Source organism: Lactobacillus sp. ESL0233, assembly GCF_003692995.1.
In the GTDB taxonomy this organism is placed as follows: Bacteria; Bacillota; Bacilli; order Lactobacillales; family Lactobacillaceae; genus Lactobacillus; species Lactobacillus bombicola.
This window is the reverse complement of sequence record NZ_REHH01000006.1, coordinates 65,049-89,672: the sequence shown is the minus strand read 5'-3', so window position 1 is coordinate 89,672 and position 24,624 is coordinate 65,049. Positions and strand designations below refer to the sequence as shown.

The window sequence follows — 24,624 nt, the reverse complement described above, 5'->3', positions numbered from 1 at the left end:
CCTAACTCAGCTCCCCATTTTCTAATTTATTAATCAAATCGTGTACTTCTTGTTCACTAGTAGCCATTCGGTAATAAACTCCTGATTCTTTCAACTGGTCAAAGTACTTCTGTTGAATAATATGAATTTCTTCATCACCTAGACGCATGTTTTCAGCTTTGGTTTCAATAACCAAATAGATTGGCTTATAACCATGTTCAATTTTAAAAATAAAGTCAGGTGTAGTTGTTCCGTTATCAAATCGTGGAATCTTGATAGCTTTCTTTGGTAACTTGCCAAAAACACTAATCCTAGGACCATATGATCGCTTCAAAATTTTTAATTCTGGATCGGCACTATCATAGTAAAGTGGTGGTCGATCATACAAGTACTTCTCATCAGAAGTCGAATTTGACTGGTATACACCTAACAAACTAGCTGGTACTGAATCTACAAATTCTTGTTCCTTCGCATTGTAAATCGAAGTTGATGCGGAAAAGTTTAATGGTTCATAGCTGTATGAAGTCTTGATACGTTTATTGAACTGATTATTAAAAGTCCGAATTAGATTCTCTAGTGTCTTTTCATTAATGTAATTCGTATTGTTCCTCAGACGCTTGATGGCCTTAATCATCAAATTATTTAGCAAATTGACTGAGAGATCTGTTTGTTGAGCTAATATTTTGAGAAACTTACCGTAGTTCATGGTCAGGTAATCTGTATTATAATCAGCCTGTGTTTCTCTTATAAATGCTGCATTTTTATCAGTGATAACTTCCTGATGAACCATTTGTGGGCGTTGTAAAACAAAAATCTTATTGTCGCTGTCATTAAAAACATTGCGGGCAACGATTTCGGCATCCTGATTAACTGATGGATCAAACTTAATCATCTGCCGCTTAGCTAGCTGCAGCCATAAATTCTTCAACTGCTGCCAGTTTTGCTTACGCAACCTAACTACAATATTGTCCTTAGAATTCTTATCACGAACCTTGCCCTTAGCAACTTTGGTTTGTTGTTCAAGTTCAGGATAAAGTTGACACAAAGCATCGTAGCCAGACATAGTTTGCCCATCGAGTTTCACATCATCTTTAAATTTATTAGAGCGGGTAATTACGTTATGCTCATCTAAATCATCAAGTAACTGGTCTTCATTAAATTGAGGAGCAGTCTTTTGTCTGACTTGCACAATCAGCTTAATCATGTCATCCGTAAGTTCCTCTTGGTTTAGTTTAATCGGCGAATCATCGTTAATTTCACCAACTAATTTCTGAGCGAAATCGCGCTCATCATAACCAATCAAGAATGAAAGCCGACTTTGCCATTCATCTTGGTTTAAGCGGTGTCCAGTTTCATCAACCGGTAAGCGTAATCCACGACCAACTTCTTGAATCTTACTAATTTCTGAACCAGAAGTCCTTAGTTTAGCAATCGTAAAAACATTCGGATTATCCCATCCTTCACGGAGCGTCCATTTGGAAAACAGAAAACGACGAGTCAACCAGTTTCCATCCTCATCCTTAAAACTAAGTAACTTTTCCTTATTACTCAAAATATCTTCGACCTCGGCTTGAATGTCAGCATCCGAACTACCACGATCTTCACTAAAGTATCCAGCATATACGTCCTGATGCTTGGACTGAAGGCTCCTTAAGGTAGCTTGTAAGAATGAATAATATTCTTTTTCACGATCATCCATCGCTAGTTCATAACGGGCAATTAACTTTTTCAGTTTCTTGATCAAAATTGTTTCAAAATCACGAGCCAACCAGCCTTTACCATTAGCTTCCCCACGAAAGCTTGAAATACTATCAATGAAGAATAAAGATAATGTTTTAATTTTAGGAGCATTGTCTCCTGAATTTGGGCGCAAGAAGTTTTCCTCTTCGGCTTTAAAGTGACAATCCAATGCTTGCGAGATAATTTCGTCCTGATAGTTTTGGGCAAAAGTACCAGGAATTAACTTCATATCCTTTGAAAGAGCTAATCCATTAGATAATTCACAATCTGTTCCACCAACATAAGTAATGTTACCTTCAAACCCCGAATCAACATCCACTAAATTTTCTCCGACATTAAGTGAGTATTCTTTCTTGCCTTTAGTAATAATTAGTTCCTTTGCCTTAGCTTGCTTCACCTTATATAAATTGTTAGCCTGTTCTTCTGGTATATCAGGATAGTCAATATCAATTCCCTTGACTAATCCTTGGTTAAAGCTGTCAACTGCGTCAAGGTTAAACTGGGGCTCACCACGATAGTAATCAATCTTAGTAACTTTATTTTTGCTACGACCACTGGTCGTTTCTGGGAAAGTGGCCCCAAAACGAACAATCAGCTGGGGGCTCATAGCTTCAATATCTTCGTAAAACTTCTTGCCCCGTGGGAAACGTTGTGGCTCGTCAATAATTACAACTGGTCTCGTTGCTGCAATGGCTTTAATTGGCGAAGTTTCTCCCCCAAGCAAAGTCTGATCATAGTCATCACGGTGCATGGACTTAGAGTGCAGCATCCCCTGGTTAACCAGCAAAACTTCAATTTGGTTAGCATTCTGCCTAGTTGCTTCGACAAACTCTGATAGCTGAGCCGGGAAGTTCCGTCGTCCTGAACGCGCACTAAAATCCCCCGCATTAATGACGTTTAATTGAATGCGAGTATTTTCATAAAATTCGCTAAAATGCTGCTTGGCATAGTCACTTTCGATAAAGTTACGAGTTCCCTCTTTAATACTCGGACTTGGCACAGCGATAACAAACTTAAATAAAGCGTACTTTTGATGTAATTCATACATCATTCGGGTATAAACGTATGTCTTACCAGTACCCGTTTCCATTTTGATATCAATATTAGCCTTGTCGTTGTAACGATATCTAATTAAAGGATTAGCATAAATATAATTAGCATCTGGATTAGCACTCATCGTATCCATTCCGGGAAAAGATTTATCAATGGCAGCCAGAGCGTCAGTTTGATGCTGTAAAGTTTCTAGTTTAATCTTCATGGCTTAGTACCTCTTGATCAAAGTGACTTTACTATCTAACTGCTTCAGACCATTTTCTAGTTCGCGAAGTTCGGCGACGTTAAAGGAATAGCCAAAGATAACCACACTCTGAACTTCCAGTTGATGAGTACCCAATTGATTCAATAGTTCTCTAGTTTGATCTGCTCCCCAACCTTCATTAATTAGGTAGAGACGATTATCCTCAACTTGATGAGCTGAGTAATTACCAAACTTAATTTCTTCAACATTGGTATCAAAAGAATAACCATCTTTGGCTAACCAAGTAGTTAAGATTGTCTCTTCTCCAGTAGCATCTCCATCTATATTTAATACTTGGCTAGAGAAACCATCCACCATATTAGTAAAGAGGTTAGTATTGTCTGGATCAAAATCTTCAATTTCTTCAAGAGTTTGTTTAACAGGTTTCACTACACGATAATGCTTAAAGCTGTCATCAAAGTCTTCAGGTAAAGTTAATTCATTATCCTCACGAATTCTTTTTGCTGCACGTCGAATTCGTTCACGAGAAATTTGATCAATCGACTTAAAGCCAGCATCATAAGCTGCCTTACCACCTGGTGTTGGTACTTCTTTGCCATCTTTATTAGTATGATATGTTTTTTCTAGTAACTGCACCATGATAAATTTACGATGTCCCCCGTCTTCAGCATTTAATTGCATAACCGCATCAGCAGTGGTGGAAGAACCAGCGAAAAAATCTAAAATTAATGCATCAGAGCTACTCAAATGTAAAATTTGCTTTATTAAGCTTGTTGGCTTAGGAAAATCAAAGTACCTTTTTCCCATCAGGCTAAGAAATTCAGAACTCGCTCTTTGATTAGTCCCTGCTTCAATTCCCCAAAAATCATTAACAATGGCACCTTTGTTGTCAGTAAGATAAGTTTTCTTATACGGTAACTCCCTTCCACTATTTGTCCAATAAATTAATCCTTTCTTATCTAATTTTCTAAACTGGTCTTCCGTTATCATCCATGGTCCATTAACTTCATTTCCACTTGAGGTTTTAATAGGATACTTAAACCTTCCACGTGTTTTATCTAATAAAATTCCTCGTCTGAACTTTCCATTTTGATCTTCATATCTATATTCATTAAGGGCTTTATCCGATAAAGGAACACGACCAACTTTTCGAGCGTCAGGATTCACTGAAAACGCTAAAACATATTCTTTAACTTTCGCTAATTCGCCTAGGTTCGGTTGATTATCTGTTCTTCTCCAAGCAACTTGCATTAAAAAATTGGATTCACCGAATATTTCGTTCATCAACAAATGAAGATTATCCGATTCATTATCATCAATAGAAATAAAAATTAGACCTTTTTGGTTTAATAAGCGTTTTGCCAATGCTAAACGAGGATACATAAAAGTTAGCCAAGCAGAATGATTAGACTTACCCTGAATACTCTTTAATCGTTCAACTTGATCATCATCCAGGCCAAACATCTCTTTCAACTTATCATCGGAATATTCAAAAGAATCAGGATAAACAAAACCGTCACTTCCAGTGTTATACGGTGGATCAATGTAGATCACATCAATCTTATTCTAATAGTTATTTTGTAAATGACGCAGTACTTCAAGGTTATCCCCCGTAAAGAACAAGTTCTTACTGTTCTTACCTTCACCTTGATTCTGCTTCTCATCAGGCACAATTACCGTGTGAGGCATCTCGCCAGCTTGCCGGCGCGCATAGTCCTTACCAATGAAATCTAATTGGTAACCCTCACTAAGTTCATTAACATTCTTATTTTTCAATTCTTTTTTGAATTTATCTAAATCAAACAAACCATTTTTTGTAAAGAATTCAGGTAATTTAGCTTTCAATTCATTTAAGAATGCTGTATTTGGCTGAACAGTGTCATTATATTTTTCATTATCTGTTTGCATTTCTTATTCTCCTATATTGATACGTTCCGTCTCACAAATATCAGCAAGGTTACAATTTAACCCTGAACATATCTTCATTAAAAGATCTGTAGTAACATTGGCATTCTTACCAAGCTTAGCAATGGATGCAGCGCTAATATCGCATTGCTTTTGCAAATCCTTTTTCTGCATACCTCTGTCAATGAGTAATTTCCATAATTTTTTGTAACTCATCCTATAGATAATTTTTAATTTAGTTTGATTGTTGTTCATTCCAAGATCTCCCGAATAGTTCTTTACCACCACGTTCTAATTTTAGAACTGTATTATCTGTAATCACCTTTCTTGCTTCTGCTGAAAGAAGATCGATGGTATCAATAGAAATGAAAACTTGCTTAGTTTCTTTCCCATACATTTCAATGATTTTATTTTTACGATCTACTTCAATATTTGAAAACATCAAAGAATCATGAATAAAAAACGGTAATCTCGTTAAATCTAAACACGCTTGGTCAAAAAGAATGAGCCCCTTGAATGATGTACCAGTCCCTTGATCATTAATCGTTTCAAACGAATAATTGTTAGCCTTTAATTCAATATGCGGTGGCTGAAATGCACCTGTTCCACAAATCTCCTCATTAAGTTCAGCCATTTTTTTATTCAATGTATGCTGAACTTCCGCCACCTGAGAATTTACAGTCGAATGTAATGCTTCTTTCTGATCTTTTTTAGCTTGATTTAACTCATTTCTCATCTCGTAGTTCTTATTCTCCTCTTCCAATCGTTTAAGGTCGGCCTTTTTATCCGCATAATCGTTAAGAATGGCAGTTTTAACATTAGGCGCCTGCTCATTCTTAATCTCTCTAGCTTCAGCAACTAATTCACTAATGCGACGACTAACGTCTGAAATATTGTCTTCAAGAGCATTCTTTTCTTTTTCAAACTCTTCCTTTAAAAACTTGGTGACCTGATGATGGAAATTATCTATTTTCTCAATCTTATCAAGGTCAACCTCTGGGAAAAATTGCTTCAATTCTCGATAGTTACTTCTAAACTTATCAGGACCTGCTTGTTCATTAGCTTTAACAACATTTAGCCTGCTCGTATATCTATTTTTTAAATCTCTTAGTTGAGACAAGCTATTCCGAATATCTCTAAGACGCTCAGCTTGCATTTCATCTAAATTCAAAGTACCTTCTTTATTTTTTGATTCTAGATTTGTGAGCTGTAACTTTAGGTCATCGATTCTTTTAATATTTTCTTTATATTGCTTTTTGGTATCCACTATTGGCACATATTTATATGTCCCGGCATTTTTAAATACTGTATAAGCTTCTTCAGCTTTTTCCGCTGCTTCTTCTCTTTTATTAATTGGAGAATACTTATCAAATAATTTCAATAAACCGTAAACTTGCTGCTTTCCTTGTTCTTGCTCAAACATTTGCAGCGGCCTTTTTTCATTGACAGTCTTCCGATTATAAACTCGAATAAAACGACTAACGGCACTTCTAAAAGTTAAACCTGGTAAATCTAAGCTATAATTCTTAGCCAAAAATTTTTGATACTCCTTAATTGTCATTTTTTTATCAGCTAATGGTTCAAAACTTTCATTACAGACATTAATATTTTGGAAATCTTTAGTAGATCTGGAAAAGTAATAATTTTTTTCGTTAAACTCAAAAACGAAATTTATCGTATGCTGGCCAACATTCTTTTGAACGTCCTTATCCTTTTTTACGTAGTCTTCGCCGCCAAAGACAAAATCTAAAATCATCAAGAAGGTGGATTTACCTATAGAATTAGTTCCATTCTTACCACCTAATACGACATTTAACCCATTATGAAAATTTATAGGCTCACGAACTCGTCCATTAACAATAAATTGGTCACAACTAATCTGTTTTAACACCGTGTATCACACCTGTTTCTTTATCCAAATAAATCTTACCCAAAATAAACAAACAATCTAAAGATTCAACGAACTCACCCACATCATCAAAGTTTCTTCTTGTTGCATTGAAAAGTTGCTGTGGATTCATAGCCCGCTTGTTTAATCTCTTTAATAACTTAGGTAGATTTGCTAACGTACTTTCCCTATAATCTGTCACTTTACTTGGCATTTTCAACTTCAAACACCTCACAATTTTGAACAAAGAAAGCAACTATTATTCGTACTGCTATCGAATATTCTTTTTCTAAATTCGCTTTCTTGAGAATCCAGTTAGCCAACTGCTCAAAAATTTCTTCTTGATCTAATTTCTCACGCTTGAATTTTACATACGCTAATTTCATTGTTGTTGCCAAATCATCAAAATAAAATGAATCTCCTGCCATATTAGAAAATTCATCTCTTATTTTGTTGTAATACCCCATAACATAGAAGTTGACAGTTCCTTGTAATGAATAATCACTACTGATTTTTTCTTCTACTTTGTGTGCATCATAAGAAATGGGCATGACATTCATATCAGGCTTGATATTCTTTAATCCCTTAATCACTTTGGTTAGATTTTCTTCTAAAGTTAACTGATTAAGGCCTTTTGCTAGATGGCTCTCAATGCTAATACGCCTTTTTGTATTAACTAAACTTTGATAGTCCTCTACTGTCGGATTTTCTAGATAAAGATTGGCACAATTTAAGCACAATGGAATTTTATTATCCAACGCATCTGAATCTTTGGGTGCGCTTTTTATTTTGAAAAATTTCGATTTGTCCTTTATTGCTAAGTTATCAGGAAAAATATGAACAATATCATAGTTGGAAATTGCTTTATACTCCCCAGCTTTTGTCAACTCTTGACCGCACAATGGGCATTTAAGGTTAACATCCTGAACTAATTGTAGCCGAGTAATAGTATTTTGATTGTCCCATAAATCCGAGGGGGCAACCGAGTTCTCCCCATCATTAAATTTATTCAAAAAGGTTTTCAAGATTTCAAAACATACTTCACCTAAAGAAGCAGAAGTTACATTAAACCCCTTGTTTCTAAGTTCATTTCTAATACTTTTCTTTGCTCCAGGTGCAGTAAATTCAATTCTATCAATAAAAGATTTGCCGCTATTAATTCTTTTCAAAATATTCTTTGCATCTTTTTTAGGGATTTTCCTAGTTCCAGAACAGTACTTATTAATTGTATCCAATTCCTTATTACTTAATGGATTAAGTTTTCCGTCCTCCGACATTTGATCTTCAACTTCCGTTTGCGGAGTACGAATCATTAAATCAAACAAACTTATAAGAAATTCAGGGCGACCTTGCTTATTACTCTCTTCATTTTCTGGATTAGCCATATAACTCCACATGATATCAAAAAAATCATAAAATTCCATATCAATCACACTCTACTTTCGGACAAAAAATGCCTGATTTTGTCTCAAACTGTCCGAGATCAAATTTTTGTTTCTAATATACTAATCGTGAATTAAAGATAGTAATTCAATTCACAATTTAAGTATATCGGTTATATATACGTTTATCAATATTAATTAAGCGACTGTGAATTTTATCTCTCTAATTCAGCATGTATCGTCAAGCTAACGATGTTCCAGCGTGCTTGATAATTGAATAATTTTTACTGCAACCAGCTACTGGAAGTTTGCTGCAGTTCCGAAACGATTGAGTTTTGGACTGTTTCGCACATGACTCTTGCTATCCATAACCTTCGTTTCGGTAACTCTGAAAAGAAGGTTTTATTAATGAAAAAAGTTAATAAAGAAAAAAATAAGAAGATCAATAAAAACATTTCCTTTAATCATTCTTATGAAAATAAGTCAAGAATAGTCAAATACACTTGGTCTTTTGATCAAAAAGCAGACAAAGATTTTAAAAAGAAACTTGATAAACCAACTCAAAATAGAATCATTAACTGGTTAGATTCACACATCGATGGAATTGATAAACCTAGACTTTTGGGAAAAGCTTTAAAAGGTGAGTTAAATAATTTATGGCGTTATCGAGTTGGTAAATATCGGTTAATTGCTGATATTAAGGATGACATTGCTAAGATTAACATTCTAAAGATTCGCAAAAGAAATGATATTTACAAAAGAAAATAAGAATTAATTACTATAAATTCTATGATATACTATCTTTTCTTTAATAATGTTAATTTATTTAACATCAAAAAAGCATACCTTGACTTAAATAAGCCGATTTAACGGTATGCTTTTAATTTTGATTGATAGAGTCCGGAATTTTATATTTTAGGCTTTATTTCGTTCTAGCACCGTTACTGCTTCGACATGAGGTGTTTGCGGGAACATATCGACAGGATCAATCTGGTCAAAAGTATAGCCTAACTTCTGAAATTCTTGCAGATCACGTACTAGCGTTGCTGGATTGCACGAAATATAAACAATTTTCTTGGGGTTAGTCTTAGCGGCAGCCTCAATAAACTCTGGGGTTAAGCCTTTTCTTGGCGGATCAACGAAAATAATGTCAACTTGCATCCCTTTTTCTGCCCATTTAGGCATAATTTCTTCAGCCTTACCAGTAACATACTTGGCATTTCGGATATCATTTAGTTTTGCATTATTATTGGCATCCTTGACTGCATCTCTGACGCTCTCAATACCACGCACCGAACGCACGTGTTTCGCTACGGTCAAGCCAATAGTGCCAATCCCTGAATAAGCATCAACAACCGCATCTTCTGGTTGTAAGTTAGCCTTTTTAATTGCTAAATCATAAAGCCGCGGTGTTTGCAATGAATTGATTTGGAAGAAACTTTCCGGTGAAATTCTAAACTTAACGTCACCAATTTGATCAGTAAGTTGTGGTTTACCAAAAATCAGGTAGTCCACCTTACCTAAAATAACATTAGTTTTCTTTGGATTATAGTTTAAAACTAAACTAGTTACACCCGGAATTTTTTTGATATCAGCCGCAACTTTGGGTAATTGAGCAAAGTCTTTATGCAAACATACTAGAATTACCATCATTTCACCTGTTGCCTTACTACGACGGACATCTAGATATCTAACTTCACCTTGATTATGAATTTCATCATAAGCCGGAACGCGATATTGGCGAAGAATATCACGCACTGCCACTAAGACACGGTCAATTTCAGGATCAGTTGTCAAAAAATTGGTTAACGGCACCAAATCATGTGAGTGCCGTCTAAAGAACCCGATTTCGAGTTGACCAGCAACTTCTCGGACGGGTACCTGAGCTTTGTTGCGGTAACCCGTCTCCTCCGGACTAGGTAAAGTAGAACCAACTTGCACATCATCAAGATGGGCTTTTTTCAATAAATTGACCACTTGGTTACGCTTGAATTCGAGCTGCTTGTCATATTTAATATGTGCCAGTGAGGCAAGCCCAGTTTGCACCCATTGATTAAGTTCAATCTTTACACGATCAGGGCTCTCTTTAATAAGCTCTTCAATTTTGGCAAAAGCAAAGGTCTTCTTAACTTTTAATATTTTTGCCCTGACTATTTCACCAGGAATTGCACTGGTTACAAAGACCGTCATTCCTTCATAATGCGCTACCCCCATCGCTTCATATGATAAGTCAGTGATTTCTAAGTCAATAATTTGATTTTTTTCCATGTTCTTGTCCTTTTTTACAAACAATTGGTTAACTATTCTATTTTACTAAAAATTTGAATAAAAGTAACATGCTGACTTATTCTTTAACTTTGCTTTAACTTCGCTTAATTATCTTCACACCCAATTTAAAATGTGTTAGTTTTAGTACTAATTTGAGCCACAGAAAGGACATTTTTATGAATATTTTTGATACTAATTCAGATCACCGACAAATTCATACTATTGCAGAAACTAATCGTTTTTTGACTAAAATGTATGCCCTGATGGGCGGCGCAGTTATGATTTCCGCCTTAGTAGCCTATTTGACTATGAATGTTTTTAGTACTGCACTAATGAATCTGCCTGCTACTATCATCTGGTTAATTTTATTAGTTCCCTTAGGTCTATCTCTAGGAATTAGTTTTAAAGCTAATCGCAACCCAGTAGCAGCTTTAATTATGCTTATCTTTTTAGCTGCAATCTATGGCTTTGAATTTGCCTTAATTGCTGTCTTTTATACCGGCACCCAAATCACTTCAGCCTTTATCTCTGCCGCAGCAGTTTTTATTGCCATGGCTATATTTGGAACTTTTACTAAGCGTGATTTATCTAATTGGAATTCCTATTTAAGCGCTGCTTTATTTGGCTTTATGGTGGCTTGGCTAGTCAATCTTTTCTTACGTAATCCAACTGTCACTTACCTATTTTCCTTTATCGGTGTAATAATTTTTACTGGTTTAGTTGCTAGTGATGCCAATAAAATGAAAGCTATTTACAATAATTATGGCGACCAATTGTCAAGTAATGGTCTAGCAATATTGGGAGCTTTGCAACTTTACCTTGACTTTATTAATATTTTTATGTTTTTATTAGAAATCTTTGGTGGTAATGGTAATAGGCGCAATTAATAAAAAAGGTGCTGGTCGCAATGATCTGCACCTTTTTATAATTAGATTATAGTAAGTAGTAACTTGTATCATTACGATTTAAATTTAAAACACTTGAATATAGTCATTCATCCTCCTATACTTTTCATTATAGTTAATTTATAATATTTTTAAAATCAAATGGAGGTTACAGCATGATAGGTTGTAGCAGTTTTACATTAGAAACTAAGGATAAAAAACATTTTTTATCTAGAACAATGGACTTTATGATGGAAATGGCTGAACAAGTTATTTTTGTTCCTAAAGACAAAACTTTCGCCCTTTCATATAATACGACAGATCAAGTTACTAGTAAGCATTCATTTATTGGCATGGGTAGTATTCAATATGATATTGATAATTCTCCAGTTACTTGTGATGGTATTAATGATGCTGGATTAACAGGAGCTGTTTTATATTTTCCAGGATATGCTAGCTACAAACAACAGGCTGAACCTAATACTTGGGGTGTATCACCCGATAAAGTGATTTCTGTAATTTTATCTCAAGCTAGTTCATTAGCTGACGTGGCCGAATTATTTACCAATAAAATTTCAATTGTTAATGAAGCTAGCCCCGCTTTAAAGGTTATCCCACCTTTACACTATATCTTTTCTGATACTACTGGGAAATGTGTTATCATTGAAACACAAGAAGATGGTACACATATTATCCGAGATTCAGTTGGCGTGATGACCAATAGTCCTGATTATCACTGGCACGAAACTAATTTACGTAATTACCTTTCTGTTAGACCAAAACAACATAAAGATATTGAATTTTTGGGTAAAACATTAAGGCCGTTTAGTCAAGGCTCAGGTACCTTTGGCTTACCTGGTGACTATACACCACCATCACGTTTTATTAGAACAGCCTTTATGAAAAATAATGTTGAACAACCCAAGGATGAATTAACTGCTGTAAGTTTAGCTCACCATATATTAGAAGCTGTCAGTATTCCACGCGGAATCGTTGTTACTCCTGAGGATACTTTTGACTATACTTGTTATTCAGCTTATATGTGTGCTGAATCTAAAAGTTACTATTACTCAACTTACGGCAATCAACGTATTAGATGTGTCAAATTGACACCAGAGCTGGAAAAAGAAACTGAATACCATAAATTCAAAGTTAATCCAATAGAAGATATTGATTATGCAAATTAAAAATTGACAAAAAAACTATCGTTTCAATTATAAGAAGCGATAGTTTTTTAATTACAAAAATTATATTCTTAATTACTTAAATATAAAACTTACTGATAATTATCAACAAAAATATAATTTTATTTACCTACAATATTTTTAAGTTCCTTTTCGTATTGCTCCTGAATTTGCTTGATTTCATCATCTCTATCAGTAGTGGCAGCTTGCTTTAACTGTTATGTAATGACAATAACTACTTTTTTAATAACTTGTGTAACAAGCGATTATTCACTTTAGACTAGCCCTTTAATCCTAGCTTCATTTGCGGCATCTTCTAAAGCAATAGCTGCTGATTATACGAATAAAAATAATATATATAGTTAATTTAGGAATTGCATCAACTAAAACCTTTTAATTTCAGGTTTTTTGCTCTGTATTCTACTAGATAAAAATAATTTTTTCTTCGCCACATATTAGTAAACTACTGAATTTCTAAATTTAACTTTTACTTTTATGATTAAAATAAAAATACACATAATAATTAGACTAAGATGTCTAATTTGTTATGTGTACTTTAATTTTCAACTATCAGTATAATTAACGGCTAAACTATTATTTTTATTCACCAACGAAAAATTCAATTCGCCTCTGTAAATTTTTAAAAGTAACTGGGCAATAGGCACCAATTTCTCCATCCAGATTAACAGGAAGTTCTTTACCTATACTTTGACCAAACAACTCAATTTTTAAACTTCGTGTTTTTGTATAAATAATATCAGGATCATCTACATGCTTACCGTTTAAGGCAAGGGCCATTAGTCTTAATAATTTAACTGGATCAGATGGTTTTACCACAATTAATTGGAAAAATCCATCACCTAATTCTGCATCTGGCATTATTTGCTCAAAACCGCCGATTGTATTAGTCATCCCTAATAACAGCATCGAAAGTTTACCTTCATATACGCCATCGTCATATGTTAAGCGTAATTCATTTGTAGTCAAATGAGGTAACATCTCGGCTCCTTTTATCAAATATGCTGTATAACCTAATGCTGACTTAACTTCTGACGGTACACCATAGGTTAATTCAGTTAACGATCCACAGGCTGCAATATTAACAAAATATTGAGTATGATTTGCAAATGTCGCCTGACCAATATCCATTTGCCGCGTTTTTTGTTTAAGGATTACTTTAACCGCATCTTTAATACTTTCACGCGGAATATGTAAGGCTCTAGCATAGTCATTAGTCGTGCCAGCAGGGATAATAGCCATTTGTGGTCTTTTTTCCAGAAAAGCAATCCCATTGACAACTTCATTGATTGTTCCATCCCCACCAGCCGCTACAATTAAGTCAAAGCCTGCATTTGCAGCTCGAGTAGCTTCTTTTTGCGCACTTTGCTTTTGACGTGTTGTTCGAAATGCGCTTGCTTCATAACCTGCTTGTTCCAATACATTTAAAATGTCAGCAACATTTTTAGGCATCTGCTCGTGACCTGATACAGGATTATAAATCAATCTTGCTTTTTTAGTCATAAATTACTACCTTAATTACTCAAATTACTTTAAAATTCTCTTTAACGCTTTTGTAATTCTTGATTCAAAAGCTGATTGATAACCTTAGGATTAGCCTTACCACGTGTCTTTTTCATGATTTGACCAACCAAGTATCCAATTGCCCGATCTTTACCGTTTTTAAAGTCTTCAACTGATTGCGGATTACTGTCCACTACTTCTTTAACCATTGGTTCAAGCACACTAGTATCAGATAATTGAACCATGCCTTGGTCTTCAACGTACTTCTTAGGATCAGTTCCATTAGCAATTGTCTCGGCAAAAACTTTTTTAGCAATTTTCGAAGAGATTGTACCGTTCTTAATTAGTTCAATCATTGCTGCTAAGTTCTCAGGTGTTAACTTAATATCAGCTAAAGACACACGATTATCATTTAAATAACCATTTACTTGGGTATTCATCCAGTTAGCAGCTAATTGTGGATCTGCCCCAGCTGCAACTGTCTTATCATAAAAATCAGAACTTTCTTTAGTTTGCAAAAGAACTTGGGCGTCGTAATCCTTTAAGCCAAATTCATTGACATATTGGCCATAGCGTTCTTCGGCTGAGCGTGGTAATGTCGCTGCAATTTCATCAATCCACTCTTGACTAATATGATCAGGGGCTAAATCTGGTTCTGGGAAATAGCGATAATCGGCATCGCCTTCTTTAACCCGTTCCAGAACAGTCTTACCTGTTGCTTCATCAAATCGGCGTGTCGATAATTGTACTCGACCTCCTGCCAACAAGACCTGTGCTTGCCGTTTTTCTTCATATGCCAAAGATTTACGGACATGTTCAAAAGAGTTCAGGTTCTTCATTTCAACCTTAGTTCCAAGTTCTTTTTGTCCAGCGGGACGAATAGAAATATTGGTATCAACTCGCATTGAACCTTCTTCCATCTTAACATCAGAAGCACCTGTAAACTGAACAATTTTACGTAATTTCTCAAGGTAGGCATAGCCTTCATCAGGATCTGCAATTTCTGGTTCAGAAACAACTTCCAATAGTGGAACACCTTGCCGATTTAAATCAACATAAGAAAAACCATTAGTCCCATGCGTATTTTTACCAGCATCTTCTTCAATATGCATTTCATGAATGCCAATCCGTTTCTTTTTACCATGTACCTCAATTTCAACATAGCCGTCACGGGCTAAAGGTTGGTAAAATTGAGTAATCTGGTAAGCTTTGGGACTGTCAGGGTAATAATAATTCTTTCGATCAAAATGAGTATTTGGCAAAATATGTGAGTGCGTTGCTAAAGCAACCATAATCCCCAAGCGATAAACATCCTTATTTACATAAGGTAAAATTCCAGGCATTGCCCAATCAATTACATTTGTTTCAGTATTAGGCTTAGCACCATAACTAACCGGTGAAGGTGAAAAAATCTTACTATTAGTTTTTAATTCGAAGTGCACCTCGAACCCAATTGTTGATTTAAAATTCATCTGTTAATCCCCCATTCCAGTTGGTGTCTTTTCATAAAACTTATTAGTTTGTTCAATAAAGTCAGCTACTTGGAAAATACTTCCCTCATCAAATCGCTTAGCCATTACTTGTAATCCAACAGGCATTCCATCTACCATACCAGCTGGTACACTAGCAGATGGAATACCCGCTAAGTTAGCCGAAATGGTCAAAATGTCATTGTTATACATCTTAATTGGATCAGAAATTTCACTACCAATAGTGAAGGCCGGTGTAGTTGTTGTTGGACCAACAATCACATCATTTTCCGCAAAGATACGGTCAAAGTCTTGACAAATCATGGTTCTAACCTTTGCTGCCTGTCTAAAGAAACGGTCATATGAACCTGCTGATAAAGCAAATGAGCCCAGCATAATTCGACGCTTAACTTCTTCACCAAAACCTTCTGAACGTGATTTTACATAAACATCCAGTAGATCTTTTGTATCCTCTGCCCGATAGCCATAACGAATACCATCAAATCTTTGTAGATTTGATGAAGCTTCACTAGAAGCAATAATATAATAATCAGGAACTACATATTTAGTTAATGGCAAAGAAACCTCATTAACAACTGCTCCGGCATTTTCTAAAACAGTAATCTGTTCTTGAATTACTTCACGCATCTCACCATCAACAGCATCCATGTACTCTTTAACAACCGCTACCCGCATTCCCTTGATGTCCTTACCAATGTACTCAGTGAAGTCAGGAACTGCTCTAGTTGAAAGAGTAGAATCATGGTCATCAGCTCCTGCAATAACATTAAGCACTTGGGCTGATGTTTTGGCCCGCTTGCTCATTACTCCAATTTCATCAAGTGAAGATGCAAAAGCAATTAAGCCCCAACGTGAAACACGCCCATAAGTTGGTTTAATCCCAAAAATACCGTTAAATGCAGCTGGTTGCCGAATTGAACCACCCGTATCAGATCCAAGGGCAGCAACGACTTGTCCTGAAGCAACAGCAACCGCAGAACCACCAGAAGAACCACCTGGAACTTTGTCTAAATTCCAAGGGTTATGTGTTATACCAAAGTATGAATGTTCAGTCGATGAACCCATCGCAAATTCGTCCATATTTGTTTTCCCTACAAAAGTAGCCTGGGCAGCTTTTAAACGTTCAATAACTGTTGCATCATAGACTGGAATGTAGTTATCCAAAATATGACTAGCAGCTGTTGTTTTAACATCTTTAGTAAGAATATTATCTTTAATTGCAATTGGAATTCCGGCTAATTTATTCTTGCTAAAATCTAAATCAGTAGCAGGTTTAGCATCATCCTGAACCGTAATCCAAGCATTTAACTTATCATCGGTCTGCTTAATATTGGCGACTGTATCTTGTGCTAATTGATCAGCTGATAAAGTCCCCTGAGCCAATTTTTCATTTAATGAGTCAATATCTTCATTTAAGTAATTCATTACTCGTCCTCATCCTTATTAATAATCACTGGAACCTTGATAAAGCCATTAGCTTGTTCAGGAACATTCTTCATTAATTCTTCACGACTTTGCCAGTGTTCAGGCTTATCTTCTCTAAATACTGTATCACGATCAACTACTTGGACAGTTTCTTCAACACCCTCAGTGTTCACTTCTGATAATTGATCAGCCATATTGATAATTGAACTCATTTGTTCAGTAACCTGACTAATATCATTTTTATTAATTTCCAGCCGCGATAAAACTGCGACATGCTTAATTGTCTCTTCTGTAATTTCCATACTAATACCTCCTATTCGCCACCATAAATATGAACTTGATAACTATTATCTCCCGTTTCTTTAGCAACCAGTGCCTGAATATCATTTACCGAACCAATTTTTATTTCAATTGGAACATCATTTGCCAAATATTTTTTTGCGGTTGATAAAACTAAGCGGGTAAAACTTTGAATCTGCTCGTAACCATAAAACTGGGTCGTAATTGATATGTTTTCTTGTACCAACTTGCCATCTTCATAGCGCAAAGTTGCGGTTACCCCACTAATATTAGGAAAATAGTTTTGAATTGATTCTTTAAAACTATTAAAGCTTGATGCATCACTACTGTTAATTGCCTTTTTATTACCAATTGTTGGTAATACCTCAGACTGAGTAGTAATGTTTTCCCATTTAACTATTTTACTACTATTAGCAGCGACTGTCCCACTCAAAAAGTAACTTCCTGGAACGAGTGAATCCATACTTTCTTTAGCAAAAAGACCAACCGTTATTGGAACAGTTTTTAAATTTTTTCGCTTACGTAAACGTTGTACTATTTGCTCGGCAGCATGTTGACCAAATTCTTTTTGCTTAGCCCGTGAAATTGTAGCTTGATATTGTGGTCCATCTTTAATCTTTTGATAATAATCAATTGAATTAATGGCCAGACCAATACTTATACCGCCAATATGATAACTTGAGCCCGAGCCAGTTAAATAGTTCTGCTCAATAATTTCTTCTAAATAATAAGGATTATAATTCTTTTTACTACCTTCAGCAGGATTAAGTCCTAATTTATTATCTTTAGATTTACGTGATAGCCATTCATGTGCATCTGTAATAGTAATATACTGCCCTTCTTGAAAAACATAAGAATTAGTTGAATAAACTTTTTTAGAAATTTGAATGAGTCCCCGTTCGAGTTCTCTGGTGTCAACTGAATTATCATTATCTGTTGCCGTTAATCCAGAGATTGGGCTTGTCACATAACGACCATTTTTTAATAAAACTGTATAACCATTATTCCCTGTATCTGTTGTCTGATAGATTTTGGTACTGGAATTGGATGCAGTTTTAGCATTATTAGCTAGATTGGAGTTTTTCAAATTTCCACAAGCAGTTAGAGTCAAAGATAGCCCAAAAATTGTTAAAGCGTGTAAATATTTTTTCAATTTAATTATTCCTTTATTTAACTTGAGCAATTGCTTCTTCTTCAGTCAATAATTTGACGCCCAGTTTCTGTGCTTTATCGTATTTTGATCCAGCATCTTTACCATAGATAACATAGTCTGTTTTACCTGATACTGAACTAGTTACCTTAGCTCCGAGTGCTTGTAACTTTTGAGTAAATTCGCTACGGGTATATTGCACTAAAGTACCAGTTAAAACAACAGTTCTATTCTTAAAAAAGTTGTCAGGAATATCACTTGGTCCTGTTTGACCTAAGTAATTCATATTGACCTCACTTTGCTCAAGCTCAGTAACTAATTCTTTAACTTCTTTTTGAGCAAAATATGTTGTTAAGGATTCAGCAATTGTCATGCCTATTGTATCGATTGTAGCTATCTCTTGCACGTCTGCTTGCATAATCTTTGTCATATTTTTAAACTTTTGCGCTATTAGCCGTGCAGCTTTAGCTCCAACATGGTCTATTCCTAATCCAGTTAATAGTAATTCCACAGAATTATGTTTGGAATTATTAATTGCTACTAGCAAATTACTAATCGCCTTATCTTTAAAATGGTCTAGCTTAGCCAAATCAGCTGCTTGCAAATGATACAAATCAGCTACGTTATGAACTAAACCATTAGTAATTAATTGTGCAACAATTTTGGGGCCTAACCCATCAATATTCATAGCTTGTCGTGAAGCAAAGTGAGTTATGCCTTCTTCAATTTGCGCTGGGCAGGAGGGGTTGACGCACCTGAGAGCAACCTCATCTGGTAAATGAATTAAATCTTCTTTACATGATGGACATTTAGTTGGAATTTCGTATAGGACAGCATCTTTGGGTCTTTTAGCTAGTACAACTTGTGATATTTCAGGAATAATATCGCCTGCCTTATGCAACATGACAGTATCACCAATTCGTACATCTTTTTGTTTAAGCAAATCGACATTATGTAATACAGCATGAGAAACTGTTGTCCCGGCTATCTGTACCGGATCCATAATTGCTGTCGGGGTTACTACCCCTGTTCGACCAACTGTCCACTTAATTTCATGAACAACCGTTTCTTGCTCTTCCGGTGGAAATTTATAGGCAATCTCCCAACGTGGTATTTTAACTGTAGCTCCCAGTTCATTTTGTAAGTTCAAATCATCGACTTTAATAACAATTCCGTCAATGCCATATAGCAAATTATCCCTTTTTGAAGTATATTCATCAATAAAGGCAAAAACCTGGTCCAAATTAGCCAGCTTGCGTCCAGTTTGATTTGTATGAAAACCTAGCTCATCTAATTTAGTAATTGCTTGATGCTGACTAGTAATATTAGCTGGCGGATTCACCCAAGTATAAATAAACGTACTTAAATTTCGCTGTTTGGTAACTTTAGCATCTAACTGACGCAATGATCCGGCAGCCGCATTTCGTGGATTAGCAAACGTTGTTTCACCTTTTTCATCTCGCTCTTGATTTAATTGCGCAAAAGCTGCTTTATCCATATAGCACTCGCCCCGAACTTCAATGGTTAATTTTTCTGGTAGCTTTTGTGGAATATCGGCAATATAACGAGCATTAGCGGTCACATCTTCACCAACCAATCCATTTCCTCGTGTAGAAGCCCGCTTAAGCTCCCCATCAACATATTCAAGATTAAGTGATAAACCATCAATTTTTAATTCAACATTATACGCTACTGAATGGCCAACTTGGCGCTGAATACGAGCATCAAATCCGGTCAACTCTTCTTTAGAAAAAACATCCCCCATTGAAAGCATGGGAACTTCATGAACAACTTTTGTGAATTCACTATCAATTTCTCCACCAACTTGTTGAGTAATCGAATCTGGCGTAACAATTTGTGGGAACTGCTGCTCTAATTCCAATAACCGATTATAATTTTGGTCATATACATAATCTTCAACTTGTGGAGCATCTTTTACATAATATGCTTGCGCCCACTCCTTTAATTGTTTTCTTAAAGAAGCTGCTTCTTTTTTGGCTTCATTTAGAGTTAGATCAGCCATTTCCTACCCCCCTGATCAAAATAATAACTTTAACTCAATTCATTATACCTTTTTAATAGGTGCAAAGGCTGCCAAAAGTCGTTTAATCCCCTTCTCTTTAAAAGCAATATCTAGTTCCATATCCTCACCAGAACCATTGACTTTAACAACTACTCCTAGGCCCCAAGCTTTATGTTTTACTTGATCACCAACATTCCAGCCCTTTTTCTCAGCACCCACAGCACCAGCTGGTTTTATCTTAGGTGTATAAACTTGGGCCCGGGCACGTTCAGCCACATTCGCAAACGGAGCAGCCTGGGCTTGAAAAGAGTCCGCGCCCAAAGTAGGAAAACTTGACCCTTCAATTTTAAGATCAGCTTCATCAATTTCATCTAAAAATCTAGATGGTTGATTATTTTGAGTTCTGCCAAACATCGTTCGTGAGTATGCATTAGTTAAATACAGTTGCTGTCTTGCTCTAGTAATGCCAACATAGGCTAACCGGCGCTCTTCTTCTAACTGATCATCTTCTAACAATGCTCTTGATAATGGAAATAGCCCATCTTCCATTCCAACTAAAAAAACAACTGGAAATTCCAAACCTTTAGCAGCATGTAGTGTCATTAAAGCAACTTGCTGATCATTATTTGCTAAATCATCTTGATCACTCAATAATGAAACTTCTGCTAAAAAGTCACTTAAGATTTCAGATTGATTATCTTGATCATATTGATCATCAAACCGTTTAGTTACTGATAAAAATTCGTCTAAGTTTTCTAATCTAGTTTCAGCTTCAATTGTATGTTCGGCTTTAAGAGCATCAATGTACCCGAAATCTTGCAAAATTTTTTCAGTAAGACCTGTAACGCTATGGTTGCGGGAATACTTAATAGCATCTTTAAGTTTTGCACCAAAATCACTCAATTTAGTAGCTATTCTAACAGAAAGACCTGACATACCTACATGATTAAAGGCTTCAAGTAAGGACAAATTACTAGTTTGAGCAAAATTAGTAAATTTTTCAACACTTACATTACCAATGCCCCGCTTTGGCGTATTAACAATTCGATTAAAACTCATAGTATCACTTGGGTTAGATACCAGCTTTAAGTAAGCCATGATATCCATAATTTCTTTTCGGTCATAAAATTTATGACCACCAACTATTTGATAGGGAATGTTTGATTTAACAAAAGCCTCTTCAACGGTTCGCGACTGGGCATTAGTTCGATACAAAATGGCAAAGTCACGATAAGAACGATTTTCATTTTCAACTTCTTCTTGAATTTTGCTGATAATAAAATGTGCTTCATCTTCACCACTTTGGGCTCGATAATATGTAATTTTTTCACCCTCTCCTTGATCCGTCCATAACTTTTTAGCTTTACGGTTACGATTATTTTTGATAACTGCGTTAGCTGCTGCCAAAATATGACCAGTCGAGCGATAATTTTGTTCTAATTTAATAGTCTGTACACCATCGTTTTGGTAATCATGTTCAAAGTTCATGATATTTTCCAGATTTGCACCACGCCAACCATAAATAGATTGATCTGCGTCTCCAACTACACAAATATTCTTATGCTGAGCTGCTAGTTGATGGCACAATTCGTATTGTGCTTGGTTGGTATCTTGATATTCATCAACTAATAAATAATGAAACTTAGCTTGATAGTAATGTAAAACTGTAGCATCCGTTTTAAACAACACTAAAGTTTGCATAATCAAATCATCAAAATCCATTATTTGGTCATGTTTTAAGTGTTTCTGGTATTCTTGATAAATTTGTGCAGTTATCTTCTCAAAGGGCATTGAACTGCTGGCTTTTAATGCATCAGGCGTTAGTAGCGCATTTTTGGCATTAGAGATAGCTGATAAAACACGACGTGGTTCATACATTTTGGGATTAATATTTAATTCTTTTTCGATATGCTTAATTAAGGTTAGCTGTTCAGCTGCATCTGCAATCGAAAAATTTTGGCTATAACCAATTTTTTCCGCATCACGACGTAAAATTCTCACACACAATGCATGAAAAGTTGACATCCATATACTCTCTGCTTGTGAACCAAGTAATTCCCGTTCCCGCTCGCGCATTTCTGCGGCTGCTTTATTAGTAAAAGTAATCGCCAAAATATTCCAGGGTAAAATTCCTTTTTCATTAACAAGATATGCAATCCGTTTAGTTAAAACTGAGGTTTTTCCAGAACCTGCTCCAGCAACCACTAAAAGCGGTCCCTCAGTCGTTTTAACAGCCTGCTTTTGCTGCGGATTTAAGCCCGCTAAAATAGATTCTTCGCTCATTCTAATTCCCTTCGTCTGATTTTTGATAGCTATCTTATTGTACCAAAAATGTTATATAAATTTGGCATGGTTTGTTTCTTACTTGTCAAATCGATCAAGTTGATACTGCTGGATTATTTTAATTAATTTATCTGCATAATTTGGATCAGTAGCATAGCCATCTTTGACTAAAGCATGGGCTTGCGTTTGATAGTCTTTGGCCGCAAGAACATGCTGATATTGATTTTTATTCCAACTAGTACCTCGTTGAAAAAGACGAGCATGAGCCCGAATCGATGCTTCATAGGAATCATAAATTTGAAAACGTGCTTTCACTAAAACCCATTTTCCTTTTTCAAATTCCTTAGTCGTCAAAATTGCCGACGTGTTAGGGTTAGAACCCTTTACCCCAAATAAGTTATTGTATTTTTGCGATAAACTACTTTTACCATAGTTGCTTTCCAAACATGCTTGGGCAATAGTAATACTAGGTAAAAGTTCATATGATTTGTCAACTTCTTGAGCAACTGGACCAATCTCATTAATAAAAGCTTTGTGCTGCTTAATAATCTTTTGTCTAGCTGCTTCCCGTGCAATTTGTTGTTGTCTGATTTTTTCTGTTTCAATTGCTTGACGACGATAGTATCTAAAACTGACAAAAGCAATTATTAATACAAACAAAATGACAAACGTTTCTATAATAATTAGCCAGTTAGATTGTTTTTTACCCCTGCGTTTTTTTGCCATAAAAAAGTCCTTACTTAAAATAGTTGTTACAATAAGTATACCTTCTCGCACGTTAAAATTATGGAATGTAATTAATTTTTAAAATAAAAAAAGATAATTAATATTTAAAAATACCCCATAAAAGTTAGATATCAATTTAACAATTACAGAGTATTTCACATTTTTATTTGAATTTTATTTTTAAACAAAAAAATGGAGTTGCTACTCCATTACAAATGATGCGGGCAAGAAGACTCGAACTTCCACGATCTAAAAACGATCACAAGATCCTTAGTCTTGCGCGTCTGCCAATTCCGCCATGCCCGCAAGTACAGTAATTAGTATACTGTAAAATCAAATTCAGTTCAATACTTTCCTGCGCTTTTTATTAACTTATTTGCCCGTTTCTCTTTTTATAATCAATTACTTGTACCTATCATGACCTAAATCACTTGTAAAAGTAGTCATAGCTGAACTCATTATTTGAAAACGAAAAGGGTTTTTCAAACTTGAAAAATCCTTACTTAATTATCTTTCTTCTTCATCATTATGCCAAAATCGGTGCCAAAAATCTGCGTTATACTCTGGCATCTCATTAAATCGGCAATACCTTCTGCTCTTATCATGCTTAAAATCGTGATAGTTTGCAAAATGGTTCCACTTTTGCATTCTCCGACACATATTATTATTTTCTGCTCGTGATAAGTTATGTTGGCCAGCATATTTACGCCACTGGGAAATTGCTTTCATCCGAAATGCTGGATCAACAAATTTTTGCGCTTGTTGTTTTAGATTCTCATCCCAGCCATCAGCAATCTTTTCTAAATACTGACCAAATTCTTGTTGCTCATTCTCACTTAAGCCGGCAAAGAAGGGGGCAGTATCTTGCGCCTTTTCGAGTTCTTTCAGTCGACTTGCTTCCGCTTTTCCTTCACTGGTTAGAAAAACTCGTTTTACCCGTTTGTCTTGGTTGTCCGTTTCACGTTTAATATAACCCTTTACCTCCATTTTTTTCAATAATTCAGCCAATGATCCCGGTTGCAATGCCAAAACTTCTGCCAAATAATTTTGGGTTAAGCCATCTTCTAATTTTAAAACTGCCAACACTCTTTTTTGACCTGAAATTGGCTGCTTATTCTCAAACATAAAGTAGCGACTAGCACGCATAATAAAGTATAATTTTTTCATTAAGTTATCACTTGTTTGACTCATAATAAAAGCTCCTTACCTTACTAATTT

General features: G+C 35.4%; 20 protein-coding genes and 1 tRNA gene. 3 read left to right on the top strand and 18 right to left on the bottom strand.

Annotated features, from left to right (window positions below):
• Window position 1: 1 nt before the first annotated feature.
• The 7 genes from F5ESL0233_RS02065 to F5ESL0233_RS02040 are packed head-to-tail and all read right to left on the bottom strand — an operon-like array spanning window position 2 to window position 8,155.
• Entirely contained in the window at window positions 2-2,977 is a 2,976-nt protein-coding gene (locus F5ESL0233_RS02065; protein WP_122058492.1) for a type III restriction-modification system endonuclease, read from the bottom strand.
• Window positions 2,978-2,980: 3 nt separating this feature from the next.
• Window positions 2,981-4,531: a DNA methyltransferase gene (locus tag F5ESL0233_RS02060; RefSeq protein ID WP_370448336.1), complete on the bottom strand. Its 1,551-nt coding sequence runs from the start codon at window positions 4,529-4,531 to the stop codon at window positions 2,981-2,983.
• A 12-nt stretch (window positions 4,532-4,543) separates the two neighbouring features.
• Window positions 4,544-4,885, bottom strand: a complete 342-nt coding sequence (locus F5ESL0233_RS08495) for a hypothetical protein (protein WP_370448335.1) — start codon at window positions 4,883-4,885, stop codon at window positions 4,544-4,546.
• 3 nt (window positions 4,886-4,888) lie between these two features.
• Window positions 4,889-5,137 (bottom strand): helix-turn-helix transcriptional regulator, encoded by a 249-nt coding sequence (locus F5ESL0233_RS02055; RefSeq protein ID WP_122058490.1) that lies wholly within the window; start codon window positions 5,135-5,137, stop codon window positions 4,889-4,891.
• The gene (locus tag F5ESL0233_RS02050; protein WP_122058489.1) at window positions 5,118-6,773 is read right to left on the bottom strand and encodes a DUF2326 domain-containing protein; all 1,656 of its coding nucleotides are present in this window, start codon (window positions 6,771-6,773) and stop codon (window positions 5,118-5,120) included. The genes F5ESL0233_RS02055 and F5ESL0233_RS02050 overlap by 20 nt, the downstream gene beginning before the upstream one ends.
• Window positions 6,757-6,984: an ABC-three component system middle component 7 gene (locus F5ESL0233_RS02045; protein WP_122058673.1), complete on the bottom strand. Its 228-nt coding sequence runs from the start codon at window positions 6,982-6,984 to the stop codon at window positions 6,757-6,759. Before F5ESL0233_RS02045 ends, F5ESL0233_RS02050 begins: the two co-directional genes overlap by 17 nt.
• On the bottom strand, window positions 6,974-8,155 hold the full coding sequence (locus F5ESL0233_RS02040) for an ABC-three component system protein (RefSeq protein WP_233554949.1): 1,182 nt from the start codon (window positions 8,153-8,155) through the stop codon (window positions 6,974-6,976). Before F5ESL0233_RS02040 ends, F5ESL0233_RS02045 begins: the two co-directional genes overlap by 11 nt.
• 405 nt (window positions 8,156-8,560) lie before the next feature.
• On the opposite strand from F5ESL0233_RS02040, the gene F5ESL0233_RS02035 reads away from it, so the two are divergent.
• On the top strand, window positions 8,561-8,920 hold the full coding sequence (locus F5ESL0233_RS02035; RefSeq protein ID WP_122058486.1) for a type II toxin-antitoxin system RelE/ParE family toxin: 360 nt from the start codon (window positions 8,561-8,563) through the stop codon (window positions 8,918-8,920).
• Between the two features lie 147 nt (window positions 8,921-9,067).
• Here F5ESL0233_RS02035 and rlmD read toward each other — a convergent pair whose 3' ends face one another.
• Window positions 9,068-10,420, bottom strand: a complete 1,353-nt coding sequence (gene rlmD, locus F5ESL0233_RS02030; RefSeq protein WP_122058484.1) for a 23S rRNA (uracil(1939)-C(5))-methyltransferase RlmD — start codon at window positions 10,418-10,420, stop codon at window positions 9,068-9,070.
• A 176-nt stretch (window positions 10,421-10,596) separates the two neighbouring features.
• On the opposite strand from rlmD, the gene F5ESL0233_RS02025 reads away from it, so the two are divergent.
• Both F5ESL0233_RS02025 and F5ESL0233_RS02020 read left to right on the top strand, forming a co-directional pair.
• On the top strand, window positions 10,597-11,307 hold the full coding sequence (locus F5ESL0233_RS02025; protein WP_122058483.1) for a Bax inhibitor-1/YccA family protein: 711 nt from the start codon (window positions 10,597-10,599) through the stop codon (window positions 11,305-11,307).
• 173 nt (window positions 11,308-11,480) lie between these two features.
• Window positions 11,481-12,491, top strand: coding sequence for a choloylglycine hydrolase family protein (locus F5ESL0233_RS02020; protein WP_122058481.1), 1,011 nt, complete (start codon window positions 11,481-11,483; stop codon window positions 12,489-12,491).
• 597 nt (window positions 12,492-13,088) lie between these two features.
• On the opposite strand, the gene F5ESL0233_RS02015 is transcribed toward F5ESL0233_RS02020, so the two are convergent.
• The 10 genes from F5ESL0233_RS02015 to F5ESL0233_RS01970 form a co-directional block, all read right to left on the bottom strand.
• Window positions 13,089-14,009 carry a diacylglycerol kinase family lipid kinase gene (locus F5ESL0233_RS02015; protein WP_122058479.1) on the bottom strand — a complete coding sequence of 307 codons (921 nt, stop codon included), beginning with the start codon at window positions 14,007-14,009 and terminating at the stop codon, window positions 13,089-13,091.
• A 41-nt stretch (window positions 14,010-14,050) separates the two neighbouring features.
• On the bottom strand, window positions 14,051-15,481 hold the full coding sequence (gene gatB, locus F5ESL0233_RS02010) for an Asp-tRNA(Asn)/Glu-tRNA(Gln) amidotransferase subunit GatB (protein WP_122058478.1): 1,431 nt from the start codon (window positions 15,479-15,481) through the stop codon (window positions 14,051-14,053).
• A gap of 3 nt (window positions 15,482-15,484) precedes the next feature.
• A complete protein-coding gene (gene gatA, locus F5ESL0233_RS02005) occupies window positions 15,485-16,924 on the bottom strand; it encodes an Asp-tRNA(Asn)/Glu-tRNA(Gln) amidotransferase subunit GatA (RefSeq protein WP_122058476.1) in 1,440 nt (479 codons plus the stop codon).
• Window positions 16,924-17,226: an Asp-tRNA(Asn)/Glu-tRNA(Gln) amidotransferase subunit GatC gene (gene gatC, locus F5ESL0233_RS02000; protein ID WP_118906694.1), complete on the bottom strand. Its 303-nt coding sequence runs from the start codon at window positions 17,224-17,226 to the stop codon at window positions 16,924-16,926. Before gatC ends, gatA begins: the two co-directional genes overlap by 1 nt.
• A gap of 11 nt (window positions 17,227-17,237) precedes the next feature.
• The gene (locus F5ESL0233_RS01995; protein WP_122058672.1) at window positions 17,238-18,377 is read right to left on the bottom strand and encodes a CamS family sex pheromone protein; all 1,140 of its coding nucleotides are present in this window, start codon (window positions 18,375-18,377) and stop codon (window positions 17,238-17,240) included.
• 13 nt (window positions 18,378-18,390) lie between these two features.
• Complete coding sequence (gene ligA / locus F5ESL0233_RS01990) at window positions 18,391-20,397, bottom strand: NAD-dependent DNA ligase LigA (RefSeq protein ID WP_122058475.1); 2,007 nt, start codon at window positions 20,395-20,397, stop codon at window positions 18,391-18,393.
• A gap of 42 nt (window positions 20,398-20,439) precedes the next feature.
• On the bottom strand, window positions 20,440-22,680 hold the full coding sequence (pcrA, locus tag F5ESL0233_RS01985; protein WP_122058473.1) for a DNA helicase PcrA: 2,241 nt from the start codon (window positions 22,678-22,680) through the stop codon (window positions 20,440-20,442).
• 78 nt (window positions 22,681-22,758) lie between these two features.
• Window positions 22,759-23,406: a glycoside hydrolase family 73 protein gene (locus F5ESL0233_RS01980; RefSeq protein WP_122024475.1), complete on the bottom strand. Its 648-nt coding sequence runs from the start codon at window positions 23,404-23,406 to the stop codon at window positions 22,759-22,761.
• A 219-nt stretch (window positions 23,407-23,625) separates the two neighbouring features.
• A tRNA-Leu gene (locus F5ESL0233_RS01975) sits at window positions 23,626-23,712 on the bottom strand.
• Between the two features lie 201 nt (window positions 23,713-23,913).
• Window positions 23,914-24,597: a MarR family winged helix-turn-helix transcriptional regulator gene (locus F5ESL0233_RS01970; protein ID WP_122058471.1), complete on the bottom strand. Its 684-nt coding sequence runs from the start codon at window positions 24,595-24,597 to the stop codon at window positions 23,914-23,916.
• Window positions 24,598-24,624: the final 27 nt, after the last annotated feature.

Coding starts and splice junctions, on each gene's coding strand:
- F5ESL0233_RS02065 (WP_122058492.1), bottom strand. CDS start 2,977: ATGAAGATTAAACTAGAAACTTTACAGCATCAAACTGACGCTCTGGCT.
- F5ESL0233_RS08495 (WP_370448335.1), bottom strand. CDS start 4,885: ATGCAAACAGATAATGAAAAATATAATGACACTGTTCAGCCAAATACA.
- F5ESL0233_RS02055 (WP_122058490.1), bottom strand. CDS start 5,137: ATGAACAACAATCAAACTAAATTAAAAATTATCTATAGGATGAGTTAC.
- F5ESL0233_RS02045 (WP_122058673.1), bottom strand. CDS start 6,984: ATGCCAAGTAAAGTGACAGATTATAGGGAAAGTACGTTAGCAAATCTA.
- F5ESL0233_RS02040 (WP_233554949.1), bottom strand. CDS start 8,155: ATGGCTAATCCAGAAAATGAAGAGAGTAATAAGCAAGGTCGCCCTGAA.
- F5ESL0233_RS02035 (WP_122058486.1), top strand. CDS start 8,561: ATGAAAAAAGTTAATAAAGAAAAAAATAAGAAGATCAATAAAAACATT.
- rlmD (WP_122058484.1), bottom strand. CDS start 10,420: ATGGAAAAAAATCAAATTATTGACTTAGAAATCACTGACTTATCATAT.
- F5ESL0233_RS02025 (WP_122058483.1), top strand. CDS start 10,597: ATGAATATTTTTGATACTAATTCAGATCACCGACAAATTCATACTATT.
- F5ESL0233_RS02020 (WP_122058481.1), top strand. CDS start 11,481: ATGATAGGTTGTAGCAGTTTTACATTAGAAACTAAGGATAAAAAACAT.
- F5ESL0233_RS02015 (WP_122058479.1), bottom strand. CDS start 14,009: ATGACTAAAAAAGCAAGATTGATTTATAATCCTGTATCAGGTCACGAG.
- gatB (WP_122058478.1), bottom strand. CDS start 15,481: ATGAATTTTAAATCAACAATTGGGTTCGAGGTGCACTTCGAATTAAAA.
- gatA (WP_122058476.1), bottom strand. CDS start 16,924: ATGAATTACTTAAATGAAGATATTGACTCATTAAATGAAAAATTGGCT.
- gatC (WP_118906694.1), bottom strand. CDS start 17,226: ATGGAAATTACAGAAGAGACAATTAAGCATGTCGCAGTTTTATCGCGG.
- ligA (WP_122058475.1), bottom strand. CDS start 20,397: ATGGCTGATCTAACTCTAAATGAAGCCAAAAAAGAAGCAGCTTCTTTA.
- pcrA (WP_122058473.1), bottom strand. CDS start 22,680: ATGAGCGAAGAATCTATTTTAGCGGGCTTAAATCCGCAGCAAAAGCAG.
- F5ESL0233_RS01980 (WP_122024475.1), bottom strand. CDS start 23,406: ATGGCAAAAAAACGCAGGGGTAAAAAACAATCTAACTGGCTAATTATT.
- F5ESL0233_RS01970 (WP_122058471.1), bottom strand. CDS start 24,597: ATGAGTCAAACAAGTGATAACTTAATGAAAAAATTATACTTTATTATG.